The sequence below is a fragment of the Ferrovibrio sp. genome (genome assembly GCF_029255545.1).
In the GTDB taxonomy this organism is placed as follows: Bacteria; Pseudomonadota; Alphaproteobacteria; order Ferrovibrionales; family Ferrovibrionaceae; genus Ferrovibrio.
Genome location: NZ_JANLJJ010000036.1, coordinates 28,464 through 40,244, shown reverse-complemented (window position 1 = coordinate 40,244; position 11,781 = coordinate 28,464). Strand labels below are relative to the sequence as shown.

Annotated in this window: 16 protein-coding genes and 1 tRNA gene; 14 read left to right on the top strand and 3 right to left on the bottom strand. The window is 66.1% G+C overall.

Features of this window, described 5'->3' with window-relative positions; translation table 11 throughout:
• Positions 1 to 102: 102 nt before the first annotated feature.
• Positions 103 to 471 carry a hypothetical protein gene (locus Q1J79_RS06895; RefSeq protein WP_300298392.1) on the top strand — a complete coding sequence of 123 codons (369 nt, stop codon included), beginning with the start codon at positions 103 to 105 and terminating at the stop codon, positions 469 to 471.
• Between the two features lie 17 nt (positions 472 to 488).
• Here Q1J79_RS06895 and Q1J79_RS06890 read toward each other — a convergent pair whose 3' ends face one another.
• Complete coding sequence (locus Q1J79_RS06890; protein WP_300298389.1) at positions 489 to 1,088, bottom strand: PAS domain-containing protein; 600 nt, start codon at positions 1,086 to 1,088, stop codon at positions 489 to 491.
• Between the two features lie 94 nt (positions 1,089 to 1,182).
• Positions 1,183 to 1,257: transfer RNA gene (locus tag Q1J79_RS06885), tRNA-Thr, on the bottom strand.
• 254 nt (positions 1,258 to 1,511) lie between these two features.
• Here Q1J79_RS06885 and Q1J79_RS06880 point away from each other — a divergent pair.
• The 3 genes from Q1J79_RS06880 to dcd are packed head-to-tail and all read left to right on the top strand — an operon-like array spanning position 1,512 to position 2,882.
• Complete coding sequence (locus Q1J79_RS06880) at positions 1,512 to 2,096, top strand: CYTH domain-containing protein (RefSeq protein ID WP_300298386.1); 585 nt, start codon at positions 1,512 to 1,514, stop codon at positions 2,094 to 2,096.
• Positions 2,080 to 2,280 carry a hypothetical protein gene (locus tag Q1J79_RS06875; RefSeq protein ID WP_300298382.1) on the top strand — a complete coding sequence of 67 codons (201 nt, stop codon included), beginning with the start codon at positions 2,080 to 2,082 and terminating at the stop codon, positions 2,278 to 2,280. The genes Q1J79_RS06880 and Q1J79_RS06875 overlap by 17 nt, the downstream gene beginning before the upstream one ends.
• 47 nt (positions 2,281 to 2,327) lie before the next feature.
• Complete coding sequence (gene dcd / locus Q1J79_RS06870) at positions 2,328 to 2,882, top strand: dCTP deaminase (RefSeq protein ID WP_300298380.1); 555 nt, start codon at positions 2,328 to 2,330, stop codon at positions 2,880 to 2,882.
• A 7-nt stretch (positions 2,883 to 2,889) separates the two neighbouring features.
• Here dcd and Q1J79_RS06865 read toward each other — a convergent pair whose 3' ends face one another.
• Positions 2,890 to 3,420 (bottom strand): DUF6622 family protein, encoded by a 531-nt coding sequence (locus Q1J79_RS06865; RefSeq protein ID WP_300298377.1) that lies wholly within the window; start codon positions 3,418 to 3,420, stop codon positions 2,890 to 2,892.
• A gap of 210 nt (positions 3,421 to 3,630) precedes the next feature.
• On the opposite strand from Q1J79_RS06865, the gene murA reads away from it, so the two are divergent.
• The 10 genes from murA to Q1J79_RS06815 all read left to right on the top strand — a co-directional run bounded on the left by murA (position 3,631) and on the right by Q1J79_RS06815 (position 11,781).
• Positions 3,631 to 4,926, top strand: a complete 1,296-nt coding sequence (murA, locus tag Q1J79_RS06860; protein ID WP_300298374.1) for a UDP-N-acetylglucosamine 1-carboxyvinyltransferase — start codon at positions 3,631 to 3,633, stop codon at positions 4,924 to 4,926.
• A gap of 4 nt (positions 4,927 to 4,930) precedes the next feature.
• The gene (locus Q1J79_RS06855; protein ID WP_300298372.1) at positions 4,931 to 5,410 is read left to right on the top strand and encodes a DUF2948 family protein; all 480 of its coding nucleotides are present in this window, start codon (positions 4,931 to 4,933) and stop codon (positions 5,408 to 5,410) included.
• Positions 5,407 to 6,102: an ATP phosphoribosyltransferase gene (gene hisG, locus Q1J79_RS06850; RefSeq protein WP_300298370.1), complete on the top strand. Its 696-nt coding sequence runs from the start codon at positions 5,407 to 5,409 to the stop codon at positions 6,100 to 6,102. Before Q1J79_RS06855 ends, hisG begins: the two co-directional genes overlap by 4 nt.
• A complete protein-coding gene (gene hisD / locus Q1J79_RS06845; RefSeq protein WP_300298367.1) occupies positions 6,102 to 7,403 on the top strand; it encodes a histidinol dehydrogenase in 1,302 nt (433 codons plus the stop codon). The genes hisG and hisD overlap by 1 nt, the downstream gene beginning before the upstream one ends.
• Complete coding sequence (locus Q1J79_RS06840) at positions 7,400 to 7,891, top strand: UPF0262 family protein (RefSeq protein WP_300298364.1); 492 nt, start codon at positions 7,400 to 7,402, stop codon at positions 7,889 to 7,891. Before hisD ends, Q1J79_RS06840 begins: the two co-directional genes overlap by 4 nt.
• A 5-nt stretch (positions 7,892 to 7,896) precedes the next feature.
• The gene (locus Q1J79_RS06835; protein ID WP_300298361.1) at positions 7,897 to 8,352 is read left to right on the top strand and encodes an arsenate reductase ArsC; all 456 of its coding nucleotides are present in this window, start codon (positions 7,897 to 7,899) and stop codon (positions 8,350 to 8,352) included.
• 68 nt (positions 8,353 to 8,420) lie between these two features.
• Positions 8,421 to 8,819 carry a hypothetical protein gene (locus tag Q1J79_RS06830; protein ID WP_300298358.1) on the top strand — a complete coding sequence of 133 codons (399 nt, stop codon included), beginning with the start codon at positions 8,421 to 8,423 and terminating at the stop codon, positions 8,817 to 8,819.
• 134 nt (positions 8,820 to 8,953) lie between these two features.
• Positions 8,954 to 9,703, top strand: a complete 750-nt coding sequence (locus Q1J79_RS06825; RefSeq protein WP_300298354.1) for an SIMPL domain-containing protein — start codon at positions 8,954 to 8,956, stop codon at positions 9,701 to 9,703.
• A 172-nt stretch (positions 9,704 to 9,875) separates the two neighbouring features.
• Positions 9,876 to 11,102 carry a GAF domain-containing sensor histidine kinase gene (locus tag Q1J79_RS06820; RefSeq protein WP_300298351.1) on the top strand — a complete coding sequence of 409 codons (1,227 nt, stop codon included), beginning with the start codon at positions 9,876 to 9,878 and terminating at the stop codon, positions 11,100 to 11,102.
• 115 nt (positions 11,103 to 11,217) lie between these two features.
• On the top strand, positions 11,218 to 11,781 hold the full coding sequence (locus tag Q1J79_RS06815) for a hypothetical protein (RefSeq protein ID WP_300298349.1): 564 nt from the start codon (positions 11,218 to 11,220) through the stop codon (positions 11,779 to 11,781).

Below are 11,781 nucleotides of genomic sequence, written 5' to 3'. Positions count from 1 at the left end.
CGCCACAAACCGCAGACAAGCATCGCCGCCGTCCCTTGGTGCTGCCCGCTGCCGCGCCATCTTCTCGCCAGGCGGTTCCGTGCCGCCGAAGGAGGCACTGCAATGACCACGATGCGCAAACCGGTTTCCGGCCTGGCGGCCGCGCTCATGCTGGCAGCCGGCCTGATGGCCGCCCTGCCGGCCCAGGCCGGCATGATCCAGGTCGAGCCCGGCGCCACCGGCCAGATCGATGTCGGCGACCGCAGCAATTACACCACGATCATCATCAGCAATGCCGGCAATGCGGCTGGCCAGCTCGAACTCGGCGCGCCGGTTGATCAGGTGATCGAGGTGCCGGCCGGCGGCAGGGTCGAGTTGTATGGCACGTATGGCCACAGCGCGGCCGGCAGCAATTATGTGGCGGTGAAAAACAGCGGCAGCGTCGCGCTGCGCCTGCTCAGCCGTTATCAGGAAACCTTCCGCCGGCCGTGAGCCGGCGAGAGTTGCCCTCAGGCGCGACTGCCCTGCGGCATGGCCTGTTCCGGCAGCGGCAGAAAGCTGTCGCGATCCAGCGCAACGAAAAAGCCGTCGCGGAATTCATCGCGGCGACTCAGTTCGCTGATCGAACGCGGCTGCGCCGGCTTCTCGCTGGGCCAGACCTGCACGCTGAATATCAGCGCGGGCCTGTCGGCCTGGCCATGACTGAGCGGCAGCATCAGTCGCCGCGTCGATGCATAACCCTGGGCATCCCAGCGGAACACGCTTTCGGAATAGACCGGCACGCCTTCATTGAAGGCCGTGGCATAGATGCGGTTCATGTAGTCGCGGTAGCTGCCATGCATGATCTCGCCGGTGGTCTTGCCGGTGAAATCGTAGGTGTAGCGTTCGACATGGGCGGAGCCGACCAGGCGATAGCGCCAGGTTTCGCCCCGGTTTTCGTCAGGGCCGGCCGGCTCCGTGATCAGCAGGTTCGGCCATAAGGGCGGCGGCAGGTCGAGAGGGTCGATATCGGCGCGATCCGGCATCAGCCGGCCGCGCCGGCGGGCCTGCCAGTAACCGGCAACGGTCATCAGCGCCGGCTGATCGGCAAAGATCGGTTGTTTGGCCATCCTCACTCCCGGCCATCATCATGGAGCAAGCCCTGCATGCCGCATAGCGGGTTGCGCCGCTGCGGTGCGTATCACGGAAGGGGGCGGATGAGGCTGGTGCTGCCGGACAGGATTGAACTGTCGACCTCCTCATTACCAATGAGGTGCTCTACCACTGAGCTACGGCAGCCCGGGGACCGAAGGACGGGCCTAAACAGATCAGCCGGCAGGGGGCCTAAATGAAAGGCCCGGCCGGCTTCGGGCGCGGAAACTGCCACAGCCGGGGGAATCACGCAAGCCGGACATAACGACTTTTGGCAAAAGGCATATTTGCCCCTTTTTCCATGGCCTTGCCCGATCCCGGCCCTGCGTCGCGCTGCCGCCTTGACGGCACCACCACGGCTTGGCTATCGCTAGGGCCCCGCCAGCCCCTCCGGAGCCAGCATGATCGGTGCGGAAACTGCCACGGCCACCGCAGAAATCGAGCGCAAGTTCCTTGTGCGCGACACCGGCATTGTCGCGGGCCTGACCGGCACGCCGCTGGTGCAGGGCTATTTTGGTGGCCTCGAGGGCTGGACCCTGCGGCTGCGCACCGCCGGCGACCGGGCCTGGCTGACCCTGAAATCGGCGCAATCGGGCATGACGCGCCAGGAAATCGAAAGCCCGGTGCCGTTCGAACAGGCCAGCCGGCTGCTCGCCGGCCTGCCGCCCGACCAACTGATCAGCAAGATCCGCTATCGCCTGCCGGTGGAAGGCAGTGCTCTCGCGTGGGAGATCGACCGTTTCCTCGAGCGCCATCACGGTCTCTGGCTGGCCGAGATCGAATTGCCGCGCACCGATTATCCCGTCGCGATGCCGGCCTGGCTCGGCCCCGAGGTGACCGGCGATCCACGTTATCACAATGCCGCCCTGGCCGCGTCGCCCGGCGGTGCCGCGCCGCAGCCGGCGCCGCCTGAATTGCTGGCGCTCGCCCGGCAACTGCTGGATGGCGCAACGCGGGGCCGCGATATCCATGCCGGCGCCGCCTGATCGCGCGGCGCGGCTGGCGCAGAAGCTGCGCGCCAATCTGGCGCGCCGCAAGCAGCAGGCCAGGGCAAGGGAAGACGGGGCCAGAGCAGATGAGCCCCGGGAAGACGAGGGCCGGGAGGAAGCGCCGGCCGCGACCGCCACGGCGCCGGCCGCAGCCCTTGACCGCGACGACCCGCCCGCGTAAGCCCGCTGGCAGGCAATATTTCCGCAACGAAGAAGGGACCGCCGCCGATGGCCGTCATGTCCGATATCTGGATCCGCCAGATGGCCCGCGAGCATGGCATGATCGAGCCCTTCGTCGAGGCGCAGAAGCGCGAGGGCACGATCTCCTACGGCCTGTCCTCTTACGGCTATGACGCCCGCGTGGCGCGCGAATTCAAGATATTCACCAATGTCGACAGCGCCGTGGTCGATCCCAAGGAATTCTCGCCGGCTTCCTTCGTCGATCGTGACACCGATGTTTGCGTCATCCCGCCGAATTCCTTTGCGCTGGCGCGTACGGTCGAATATTTCCGCATCCCGCGCGACGTGCTGGTGATCTGCTTAGGGAAAAGCACCTATGCGCGCTGCGGCATCATCGTCAACGTCACACCGCTGGAACCTGAATGGGAAGGCCATGTGACGCTGGAATTCTCCAATACCACGCCGTTGCCGGCCAAGATTTATGCGAACGAAGGCGCCTGCCAGTTCCTGTTTCTGAAGGGCGACCAGCCCTGCGAGGTGAGTTATGCCGACCGCGCCGGCAAATACATGGGCCAGCGTGGCGTCACCCTGCCGAAGCTGTAGGGCCAAGCTATAGCGCCGCAGCTGTGACCGGCTCATCCGGCGCCGCCCGATACCGCCGCCACAAGGCAAGACTCCAGCCGATGAAATAGCCCGCGCTGGCGCCTGACACCGCGATGGTGGCCTGCATCAGCGCGGCCTTGTGCGCCGGCTGGATCGCGGCCAGGACGTTCAGCACGTAATGGGCGAAGAAAAAGATCAGGTTGCGGGCCAGCGGCCAGCCGCTCGCCGGCAACGTGATGCGACGGGCAACGGGATCGGCGCTTAAGATCCGTGGGCCGGTTGCAAGGCCCGCCAGCCCGCCGCCGGCCAGTCCGCCCAGCCATAAAACGGCGATGGTCGCCGCGTCGAACGGCCGGCCAGCCAGGCCCGACAGGCCCCAGATGATAAAGACGGCGGGCGCAACGGCGATCCGGCGCAGAGGCACGCTGCGCTGCCTCAGGCTCAGGCTGCCGAGCCAGGTCAGGAGCGCGAGCAGGCCCCAGACCCAGACCGGCGTGCCGCCAAGGATGCCGCCGGTTATGGCAAGAAAGCTGGTCATGCTGGTTCTCTCCCTGTGGCCGCAGGCTGGGCTGGAGCGGCAGGGCCGGCAACGGCGATCCGCAGCGGCTGTGACCGGCTTCACAGTCTGTAGCGGCAGGAAGGCGCGCCGCCCCGCACTGGCGATTCGCGCCCCGTTGCGCTAGACAAACGGAATGGAATTGCTGCGCCGCCGGCCGTTTGGCCGATGGCCCTTTGGAATCAAGGCGTTATGGATCGAATTCGGTTGCGCGGCGGTCGGCCGCTGGAAGGCAGCATCGCGATCGGCGGTGCCAAGAACGCGGCTTTGCCGCTGATGGCAGCCAGCCTGCTGACCGGCGATACCCTCACGCTGTCCAACGTGCCGCATCTGGCCGACATCGCCACCATGGCGCAACTGCTGCAGCAGCATGGCGTCGATGTGTCGATGGATGGTGGCCCAGGTAATGCAGATCGGGGCACGCCGGAAGGCCGCACCATCCATCTCAGCGCCGCGAAGATCGAATCCACGCTCGCGCCCTACGACATCGTGCGCAAGATGCGCGCGTCCGTGCTGGTGCTGGGCCCGCTGCTGGCGCGCTTCGGCGAGGCGGAAGTCAGCCTGCCCGGCGGCTGTGCCATCGGCACGCGGCCGGTCGACCTGCACATCATGGGCCTGAAGGCTCTGGGCGCCGAGATCAATGTCGAGAACGGCTATATCAAGGCCAGGGCGCCGAAAGGCCTGAAGGGCGGCGTGGTGCGGTTCCCGATGGTGTCGGTTGGCGCCACCGAGAATCTGCTGATGGCGGCGACGCTGGCCGAAGGCACCACGGTGCTGGAGAACGCCGCGCGTGAACCCGAGATCACCGACCTGGCCTATTGCCTGGTCGCCATGGGCGCGATGATCGACGGCATCGGCAGCGAGCATCTCACCATCCACGGCAAACCCTCGCTGCATGGCGCGCAACACCGCATCGTGCCCGACCGCATCGAGACCGGCACCTTTGCCGCCGCCGTCGCCATCTGCGGCGGCAGGGTGGAGTTGCTGAACACAAGGCTCGACTTGATCGAGTCGGTCAGCGACAAGCTGCGCGAGGCGGGCTGCGACGTGGAGGAAACCGCGCGCGGCATTGCCATCGGCCGCAATGGCAGCCGGCTGAAAGGCGTCGATTTCCTCACCCAGCCATTCCCCGGTTTCCCGACCGACATGCAGGCCCAGGTGATGGCGGCGATGTCGGTGGCCGAAGGCGCCTCGATGATCACCGAGTCGATCTTCGAGAACCGTTTCATGCATGTGCCCGAGATGGCGCGCATGGGCGCCAATATCGTGGTGCATGGCGCCTCGGCGCTGGTGCGCGGCGTGCCCAAGCTGACCGGCGCGCCGGTGATGGCGACCGACCTGCGCGCTTCCGTGTCGCTGGTACTGGCCGGCCTGGCCGCCGAAGGCGAAACCATCGTCAACCGCGTTTATCATCTTGATCGCGGCTACGAGCGGCTGGAAGAGAAGCTGGCCGCCTGTGGCGCCCAGATCGAAAGGCTGAAAGACTGAAGCGATGGCACCGGTCCGTTTCCCGCCGCTGAAGCTGCGCGCCGAGGATGTCGAGGACATCACGGTGCTGTCGGCCTGCCTGCAGGATGCGACATTGCATGCCGCCGACATGACGTTCCAGCCGCGGCAGCGCCGGTTCGCCCTGGTGCTGAACCGCTTCCGCTGGGAAGACGAGCATCTGGCCGATACCAGGCGCAGCCTGATCCGCGCCGTGCCGCATGTGCGCGTGCCGGCCGGGCTGCATTTCGAGGGCGTGCTGAAGGTGCAGGCCAGCGGCATCGCGCAGGGCGACGCCAGAACGCCGCTCGAGCTGCTCTCGATCATCGCCGAGCCGGGCGCGGAAGCGCCGGCGGCGCAGCTCACCCTGGTTTTTGCCGGCGGCGGCGCGGTGCGGCTGGACGTCGAATGCGTCGATGCCCAGATGCAGGATATCGGCCAGCCCTACCCGGTGCGCCTCGCGCCCAAGCACAAGGACGTGTCATGAACGCCGCCTCTTCTGACAAGCTGGTGATGGCCCTGCCCAAGGGTCGCATCCTGAAAGAGGTGATGCCGTTGTTGCATGCCGCCGGCATTGTGCCCGAGCCGGAATTCGCCGACGAGAACAGCCGCAAGCTGCGCTTTGCCACCAGCCAGCCCGATATCGAGCTGATCCGCGTGCGCAGCTTCGACGTCGCGACGTTCGTCGCTTTCGGTGCCGCCCAGCTCGGCGTGGCCGGGAATGATGTGCTGATGGAATTCGATTTTCCCGAGATATACGCGCCGCTCGATCTTGATATCGGCCATTGCCGCCTGTCGGTGGCCGAACCGGTCGAGCTGTCGGTCGGCGACGATCCGAAACGCTGGAGCCATGTGCGCGTCGCCACCAAATACCCGCATGTGACGCAGGAATACTTCGCCGCGCGCGGCGTGCAGGCCGAATGCATCAAGCTGAACGGCGCGATGGAGCTGGCGCCGACGCTTGGCCTGTGCCGCCGTATCGTGGATCTGGTTTCCACCGGCGCTACCCTGAAGGCCAACGGCCTGGTCGAGGTGGAGGTGATCGCTCAAGTCACCTCGCGCCTGGTGGTGAACCGGGCCGCGCTGAAAACCCGGCCGCTGCAGGTCGGCGGCTGGCTGGAGAAATTCCGCGCCGCCGTCGATCAGGCAGCCGCCACGAAGAAGAAAGTCGCCGTCTGATGCCCGTTTCGCTGAATGCCAGTGACACGGATTTCACCGCGCGGTTCGACGCGATGGTGAAGGCCAAGCGCGATGCCGAGGCCGATGTCTCGGCCGTTGTCGCGCAGATCATCGCCGATGTGCGCAAGCGCGGCGACGCGGCCCTGCACGAGCTGAACCTGAAATTCGATGGCGTCGATTCGGCGAAAGCCGGCCTGCGCATCACCCAGGCCGAGATCGATGCCGCCGCCGCGCTGGTCGACGCCGCCACGCTGAAGGCGCTCGAGGTCGCGGCCGAACGTATCCGTGTTTTCCATGCCCGCCAGAAGCCGGCCGATGATTTCTACACTGATCCGCAGGGCGTGAAGCTTGGCCACCGCTGGACGCCGCTGGATGCCGTTGGCCTCTATGTGCCGGGCGGCAAGGCGGCCTATCCCTCCTCGGTGCTGATGAATGCGGTGCCCGCCGTGGTAGCCGGCGTGCGTCGCGTGGTGGTCACGCTGCCGACGCCGGGCGGTGAGCTCAATCCGCTGGTGATGGCGGCGCTGAAACTCGCCGGCGTTACGGAAGTCTATCGCGTCGGCGGTGCCCAGGCCGTGGCGGCGCTGGCCTATGGCACGGACAGCATCCGGCCGGTCGACAAGATCACCGGCCCGGGCAACAGCTTTGTGGTCACGGCCAAGCGCCTGGTCTTCGGCCAGGTTGGTATCGACAATCCCGCCGGCCCGTCCGAGATCCTGGTGGTGGCCGACAACAAGAATGATCCGGCCTGGATCGCCGCCGATCTCCTCTCGCAGGCCGAGCATGACGAGGTGGCGCAGTCGGTGCTGATCACCGACGATGCCCGATTCGCCGAGCAGGTTGGCGCGGCGGTGCGCCAGCAATTGTCCACCATGCCGCGCAGCGCCATCGCCACGGCGAGTTGGGAGAAATTCGGCGCGCTGATCACGGTGCCGAAACTTTCCGATGCAGCAAAGCTGGTTGATGCCATCGCGCCCGAGCATCTGGAGCTCGCCATCGACGATCCGCAGGCGCTGGCATCCAACGTGCGTCATGCCGGCGCCATCTTCCTTGGCCGTTATACGCCCGAAGCGGTCGGCGATTACGTCGCCGGGCCGAACCACGTGCTGCCCACCGCAGGCGCGGCGCGCTTCGCCTCTGGCCTCAACCTGCTCGATTTCATGAAGCGCACCACGCTGGTGCAATGCGACCAGGCCTCGCTGCAGCAGATCGGGCCGGCCGCCGTGGCTTTGGCCGAGGCGGAAGGCCTGCATGGCCATGCGCTGTCGGTCGCTATCAGGCTGAACAAGGGAGCGGCATGACCGAGAAGGCGCCGCCAGCCACGCACCGCCTCGTCGACGTGCAGCTCGACGAGCGCACCGTGGTGCGCCGTTCGCCCGATATCGAGCACGAGCAGCGCGTCGCCATCTTCGACCTGATCGAGCAGAATGTCTTCTCGCCGATTGGCGCCCATGAGAGCCAGGGCCCGTTCCAGCTGGTGCTGGCCATCGAGGATAACCGTCTGGTCTTCGATATCCGCGACGAGGGCGCGGCGCCGCTGGGCAAGATCATCCTGGCGCTGTCGCCCTTTCGTCGCATCGTCAAGGATTACTTCGAGATCTGCGACAGCTATTACCAGGCGATCAAGCGTTCCTCGCCATCGCAGATCGAGACCATCGATATGGCGCGGCGTGGCGTGCATAACGAAGGGTCGGAACTGCTGCGCGAGCGGCTGAAGGGCAAGATCGATACCGATTTCGATACCGCCCGCCGGCTGTTCACCCTGATCTGCGTCCTGCATATCCGGTAGGCCGCATGAGCGATCGGCTTCCCGGCAGCGTGCTGTTCTGTTGCACCATGAACAGCGTGCGTTCCCCGATGGCCGAGGGCATCCTCAAGGCGCTGTACCCCAAGCAGGTCTTCGTCGATTCCGCCGGGGTGCGTAAACAGCCGGTTGACCCCCTGGCTGTCGAGGTGATGGACGAGATTGGCCTCGATATTTCCAAGCACCGCTCGAAAACCTTCGACGACCTGGAAGACAGCTCGTTCGACCTGATCATTTCGCTGTCGCCCGAGGCGCAGCACAGCGCCGTCGACATGACGCGCACCATGGCCTGCGACGTGGAATTCTGGAACACCTTCGACCCCACCATCGTCGAAGGCACGCGCGAACAGCGCCTGGAGGCCTATCGCGAAGTGCGCGATGGCCTGATGAAAAGAATCCGCGCCCGGTTCGTCCGGCCGACCGCGTCGGCCGGCGGTGGCGATTGACCTGCATCAAGGCGGTTGCCGGCGGCGGCCGGTAGGGTGCGGTCTGTCGTTTTCGGAGGAATAACACGATGTCGCATTACCACGCCGTGGTCTGGCTGGATCATGCCGAGGCCCGGGTCTTCCAGTTCAACAAGGAAGAGGCCGAGAAATTCTCGGTGCATGGCCACAAGCATCACCTGCATCACAAGGCCGGTTCCGCCGTGGGCTCGGGCCGCGAACCGGCCGATCTCGCCTTCTACACCGAAATCGGCCACAAGCTGGATGGCAGCAGCGAGGTTCTCGTGCTTGGCCCGGGCGCGGCCAAGCTGGAATTCATCCGCCATGCCCACAAGGCGATGCCGCAGCTGGAGTCCAGGATCGTCGGCGTCGAGACGGTGGATCATCCGACCGATGGCCAGGTCGTGGCTTATGCCCGCAAGTATTTCCACGCCAAGGACCGCATGCGGCCACTGCTGGAAACCCACTGAGTTTCTGAATTCGCGGCGCGGGGCGGCGTTACGGCAAAGAGGCCGGTCCTCCGGCGCCGCTCCGGATTTTTTGCCGCAAAGTCGCCATGGTTGTCCGGTTATGCTCCGGCAGAACCACCCGGAGATTCCCCGCCATGGCATCCGCTCGTTTCCTCCCCACCATCTTCGCCACCGTGTCACTGCTGGCCGCCGCCGCACCCGCGACGCAGGCCCAGGTGGCCCAGGTCACGCTGCCCGAACACGCCACCCTGCTGGTGCTGAGCGAGGCGGCGGAGCGCGACGTCACCCCCGATACCATCCGCGCCCGCCTGGTGGCGCAGGCCACATCCGAACAGGCCGCCGTGGCACAGACCAGCGTCAACGCGGCGATGGCCAAGGCGCTGGCGCGGGCCCGCTCGCTGGGTCTGGAGGTTGAGACCAGCGGCTACAACACCTGGCAGGAAAGCCCGCCGCGGCCGCAGACCCTGCCGGCCGGTGCCAAGCCGCCGGCGCCGCTCTGGCGCGCCCAGCAGGGCCTGGTCCTGACGGCGAAGGACGATGCGAAACTGCTTGAGGCGGTTGGCGCGCTGCAGGCCGAAGGCCTGGCGCTGCAGGAGCTGGGTTACACGATCTCGCGTGAGCAGCAGCGTGGCCTGCAGGACGATCTGGTGGCGGAAGCGTTGCAGCGCCTGGCCACCCGCGCGCAGCGCGCCGCCATGGCGCTGGGCATGGATTTCACCGGCTGGGCCAGGATCAGCGTCAATGGCGGCAATGCGCCGCGGCCGATGCTGATGCGGGCGATGAAAGGCGAGGGCATGGCGGCCGGCGTGCCGCCGGTGACCGCGGCCGGCGAGCAGACGGTAAGCGTGACTGTCGACGGCGAGGCCATCCTGAAGCGGCGTTAATCGCGAAGTGCGTGTGGTTCCCGGTGGATTTCCCCTTCCGGTCGATGTCGCGTTAAGGTTAATCGTGATGACGGCCACTCGCGCGCAAGCAATGCTTGCAGGCGCGCAGGCCGGCCTCTATTTAAGAACACCTTGCATGTGATCCCCCAAGACGTTCACCAAGAGAGTCACCTTGGTCGCCGCACCTTTGCCGCCCGACGAAGCCGCGCGCCTGACCGCGTTGCGCCGCCTCGCCATCCTGGACACACCATACGATCCGCGCTTCGATCGTCTGGTGCAGCTGGCGACGCGCGTCTTCGGTTGCAAGGGCGCCATGATCAGCCTGGTGGATGCCGACCGCTTGTGGTTCAAGGCCCATAGCGGCATCGCGCTGCGCGAAATCCCGCGTGAGCATGGCCTGTGCGCCTGGGCGATCCTGAAAGATGAGGTTTGCGTCATCGAGGATGCCTCGCGGGACGGCCGCTTCGCCGACAATCCCTTCGTCACCGGTGAAGGCGGCCTGCGCTTCTATGCCGCGGCGCCATTGAATGGCATGGACGGCCAGCGGGTTGGCACGCTGGCGATTTTCGATTCCGAGGCGCGCCGCTTCGATGACGAGGCGCAGGACCAGCTGCGCGACTTCGCGGTGCTGGTCACCGATGCGCTGGATCTGCATCGTGCGCTGGCCGAAACCGAGGCCGCCCGCGAGGAAGCCATGCTGGCCTCGCGCTCGAAGGGCGAATTCCTCGCCTTCATGAGTCATGAGCTGCGCACGCCGCTCAACGCCGTGATTGGATTTGCCGAGCTGCTGGAAACCGAGGCCTATGGTCCGCTTGGCGACAGCCACTACAAGGATTATGCCGGCCTGATCGGCCGCGCCGGCAAGCATCTGCTGGAGGTGATCACCTCCATCCTCGATCTTTCCCGCATCGAGGCCGGCAAGATGACGCTGACGCTGGACCGCCTGAAGGTGGTCGACGAGGCCGATGCGGTGATCTCGCTGCTGATCACCCAGGCGCGTCAGAAGGAATTGTCGCTGGTGATGGATGCCTCGCTGCATGCCCTGCCGGTGCTGGATGCCGACCGTAGCGCCTTCCGCCAGGTGCTGCTCAACCTGATCTCCAACGCGATCAAGTTCACGCCCGCCGAGGGGCGCATTGTCGTGCGCGGCGCGGTCGATGATCGCGGCGCGCTGCGTATCAGTGTCAGCGACGACGGTCCCGGCATCGCGCCGGCCGATCTGGCGCGGCTGGGCGAGGCCTTCTACCAGGCCGGTCCGAAAAGCCAGCGCCGCCAGGGCACCGGGCTGGGTTTGGCCATCTCGCACCGGCTGATGGCCCTGCATGGCGGCCGGCTGGTGATCGACAGCGAACTGGGCCGGGGCACCACCGCCACCATGATCTTCCCGCGCGCGGCCTGAACCGGCCTGCCGACCGGAACGATGGGCCGCAACCCCGGCCGGGAAACAACTGGACAGCCGGCCGGCTTCCCGCGTAACCAGAGCGGATCGAGGCGTTTTTCGCGAGGACGATATTATGCTGCGTGGCTTTGCCGTTGCCCTGTTCGCCATCTGCCTGGCCGTCTTTGCCCCGGCCCGCGCCGAGGCCGCCGATCTGGTCCAGCCGCTTGGCCCGGTGGTGCTCACCGTGCATGGCAAGATCACCAAGACCAATCGCGGCCCGCTCAACGACTTCGACGATGCCTTCTTCAAGTTCGGTAATGTCCGCTTCGACAAGGCGGCCAGCTTCGATCTCGCCATGCTGCAGAAGCTGGGCATGAAGACGCTGAAGGTGAAATACGACACCTGGCCGAAAGCCTACCGGTTCGAAGGGCCGCATCTGCGCGACGTGCTCAAGGCCGTCGGCGCCACCGGCAAGACCATCAAGGTCTATGCCATGGACGGCTATGGCGCCGAGATCGCGGTTGCCGATATCGAACGCTACAGCGTCATGCTGGCGCTGAAGGCCGATGGCAAGTTCCTCGGCCTTGGTGGCCGTGGCCCGACCTGGGTGGTGTTTCCGCGCGACCATCACCCCGAGCTGAAGCAGCAGGACGACGCCAAATGGGTCTGGTCGGCGATCCGCATCGAGGTGGAATAG

Bases quoted from the DNA above. Each gene is read 5' to 3' on its own strand.
- dcd (WP_300298380.1), top strand. From the start codon at position 2,328: ATGGCCGTCATGTCCGATATCTGGATCCGCCAGATGGCCCGCGAGCAT.
- Q1J79_RS06865 (WP_300298377.1), bottom strand. From the start codon at position 3,420: ATGACCAGCTTTCTTGCCATAACCGGCGGCATCCTTGGCGGCACGCCG.
- Q1J79_RS06875 (WP_300298382.1), top strand. From the start codon at position 2,080: ATGCCGGCGCCGCCTGATCGCGCGGCGCGGCTGGCGCAGAAGCTGCGC.
- Q1J79_RS06895 (WP_300298392.1), top strand. From the start codon at position 103: ATGACCACGATGCGCAAACCGGTTTCCGGCCTGGCGGCCGCGCTCATG.
- hisG (WP_300298370.1), top strand. From the start codon at position 5,407: ATGAACGCCGCCTCTTCTGACAAGCTGGTGATGGCCCTGCCCAAGGGT.
- Q1J79_RS06835 (WP_300298361.1), top strand. From the start codon at position 7,897: ATGAGCGATCGGCTTCCCGGCAGCGTGCTGTTCTGTTGCACCATGAAC.
- Q1J79_RS06830 (WP_300298358.1), top strand. From the start codon at position 8,421: ATGTCGCATTACCACGCCGTGGTCTGGCTGGATCATGCCGAGGCCCGG.
- Q1J79_RS06825 (WP_300298354.1), top strand. From the start codon at position 8,954: ATGGCATCCGCTCGTTTCCTCCCCACCATCTTCGCCACCGTGTCACTG.
- Q1J79_RS06890 (WP_300298389.1), bottom strand. From the start codon at position 1,088: ATGGCCAAACAACCGATCTTTGCCGATCAGCCGGCGCTGATGACCGTT.
- Q1J79_RS06880 (WP_300298386.1), top strand. From the start codon at position 1,512: ATGATCGGTGCGGAAACTGCCACGGCCACCGCAGAAATCGAGCGCAAG.
- murA (WP_300298374.1), top strand. From the start codon at position 3,631: ATGGATCGAATTCGGTTGCGCGGCGGTCGGCCGCTGGAAGGCAGCATC.
- hisD (WP_300298367.1), top strand. From the start codon at position 6,102: ATGCCCGTTTCGCTGAATGCCAGTGACACGGATTTCACCGCGCGGTTC.
- Q1J79_RS06840 (WP_300298364.1), top strand. From the start codon at position 7,400: ATGACCGAGAAGGCGCCGCCAGCCACGCACCGCCTCGTCGACGTGCAG.
- Q1J79_RS06855 (WP_300298372.1), top strand. From the start codon at position 4,931: ATGGCACCGGTCCGTTTCCCGCCGCTGAAGCTGCGCGCCGAGGATGTC.
- Q1J79_RS06815 (WP_300298349.1), top strand. From the start codon at position 11,218: ATGCTGCGTGGCTTTGCCGTTGCCCTGTTCGCCATCTGCCTGGCCGTC.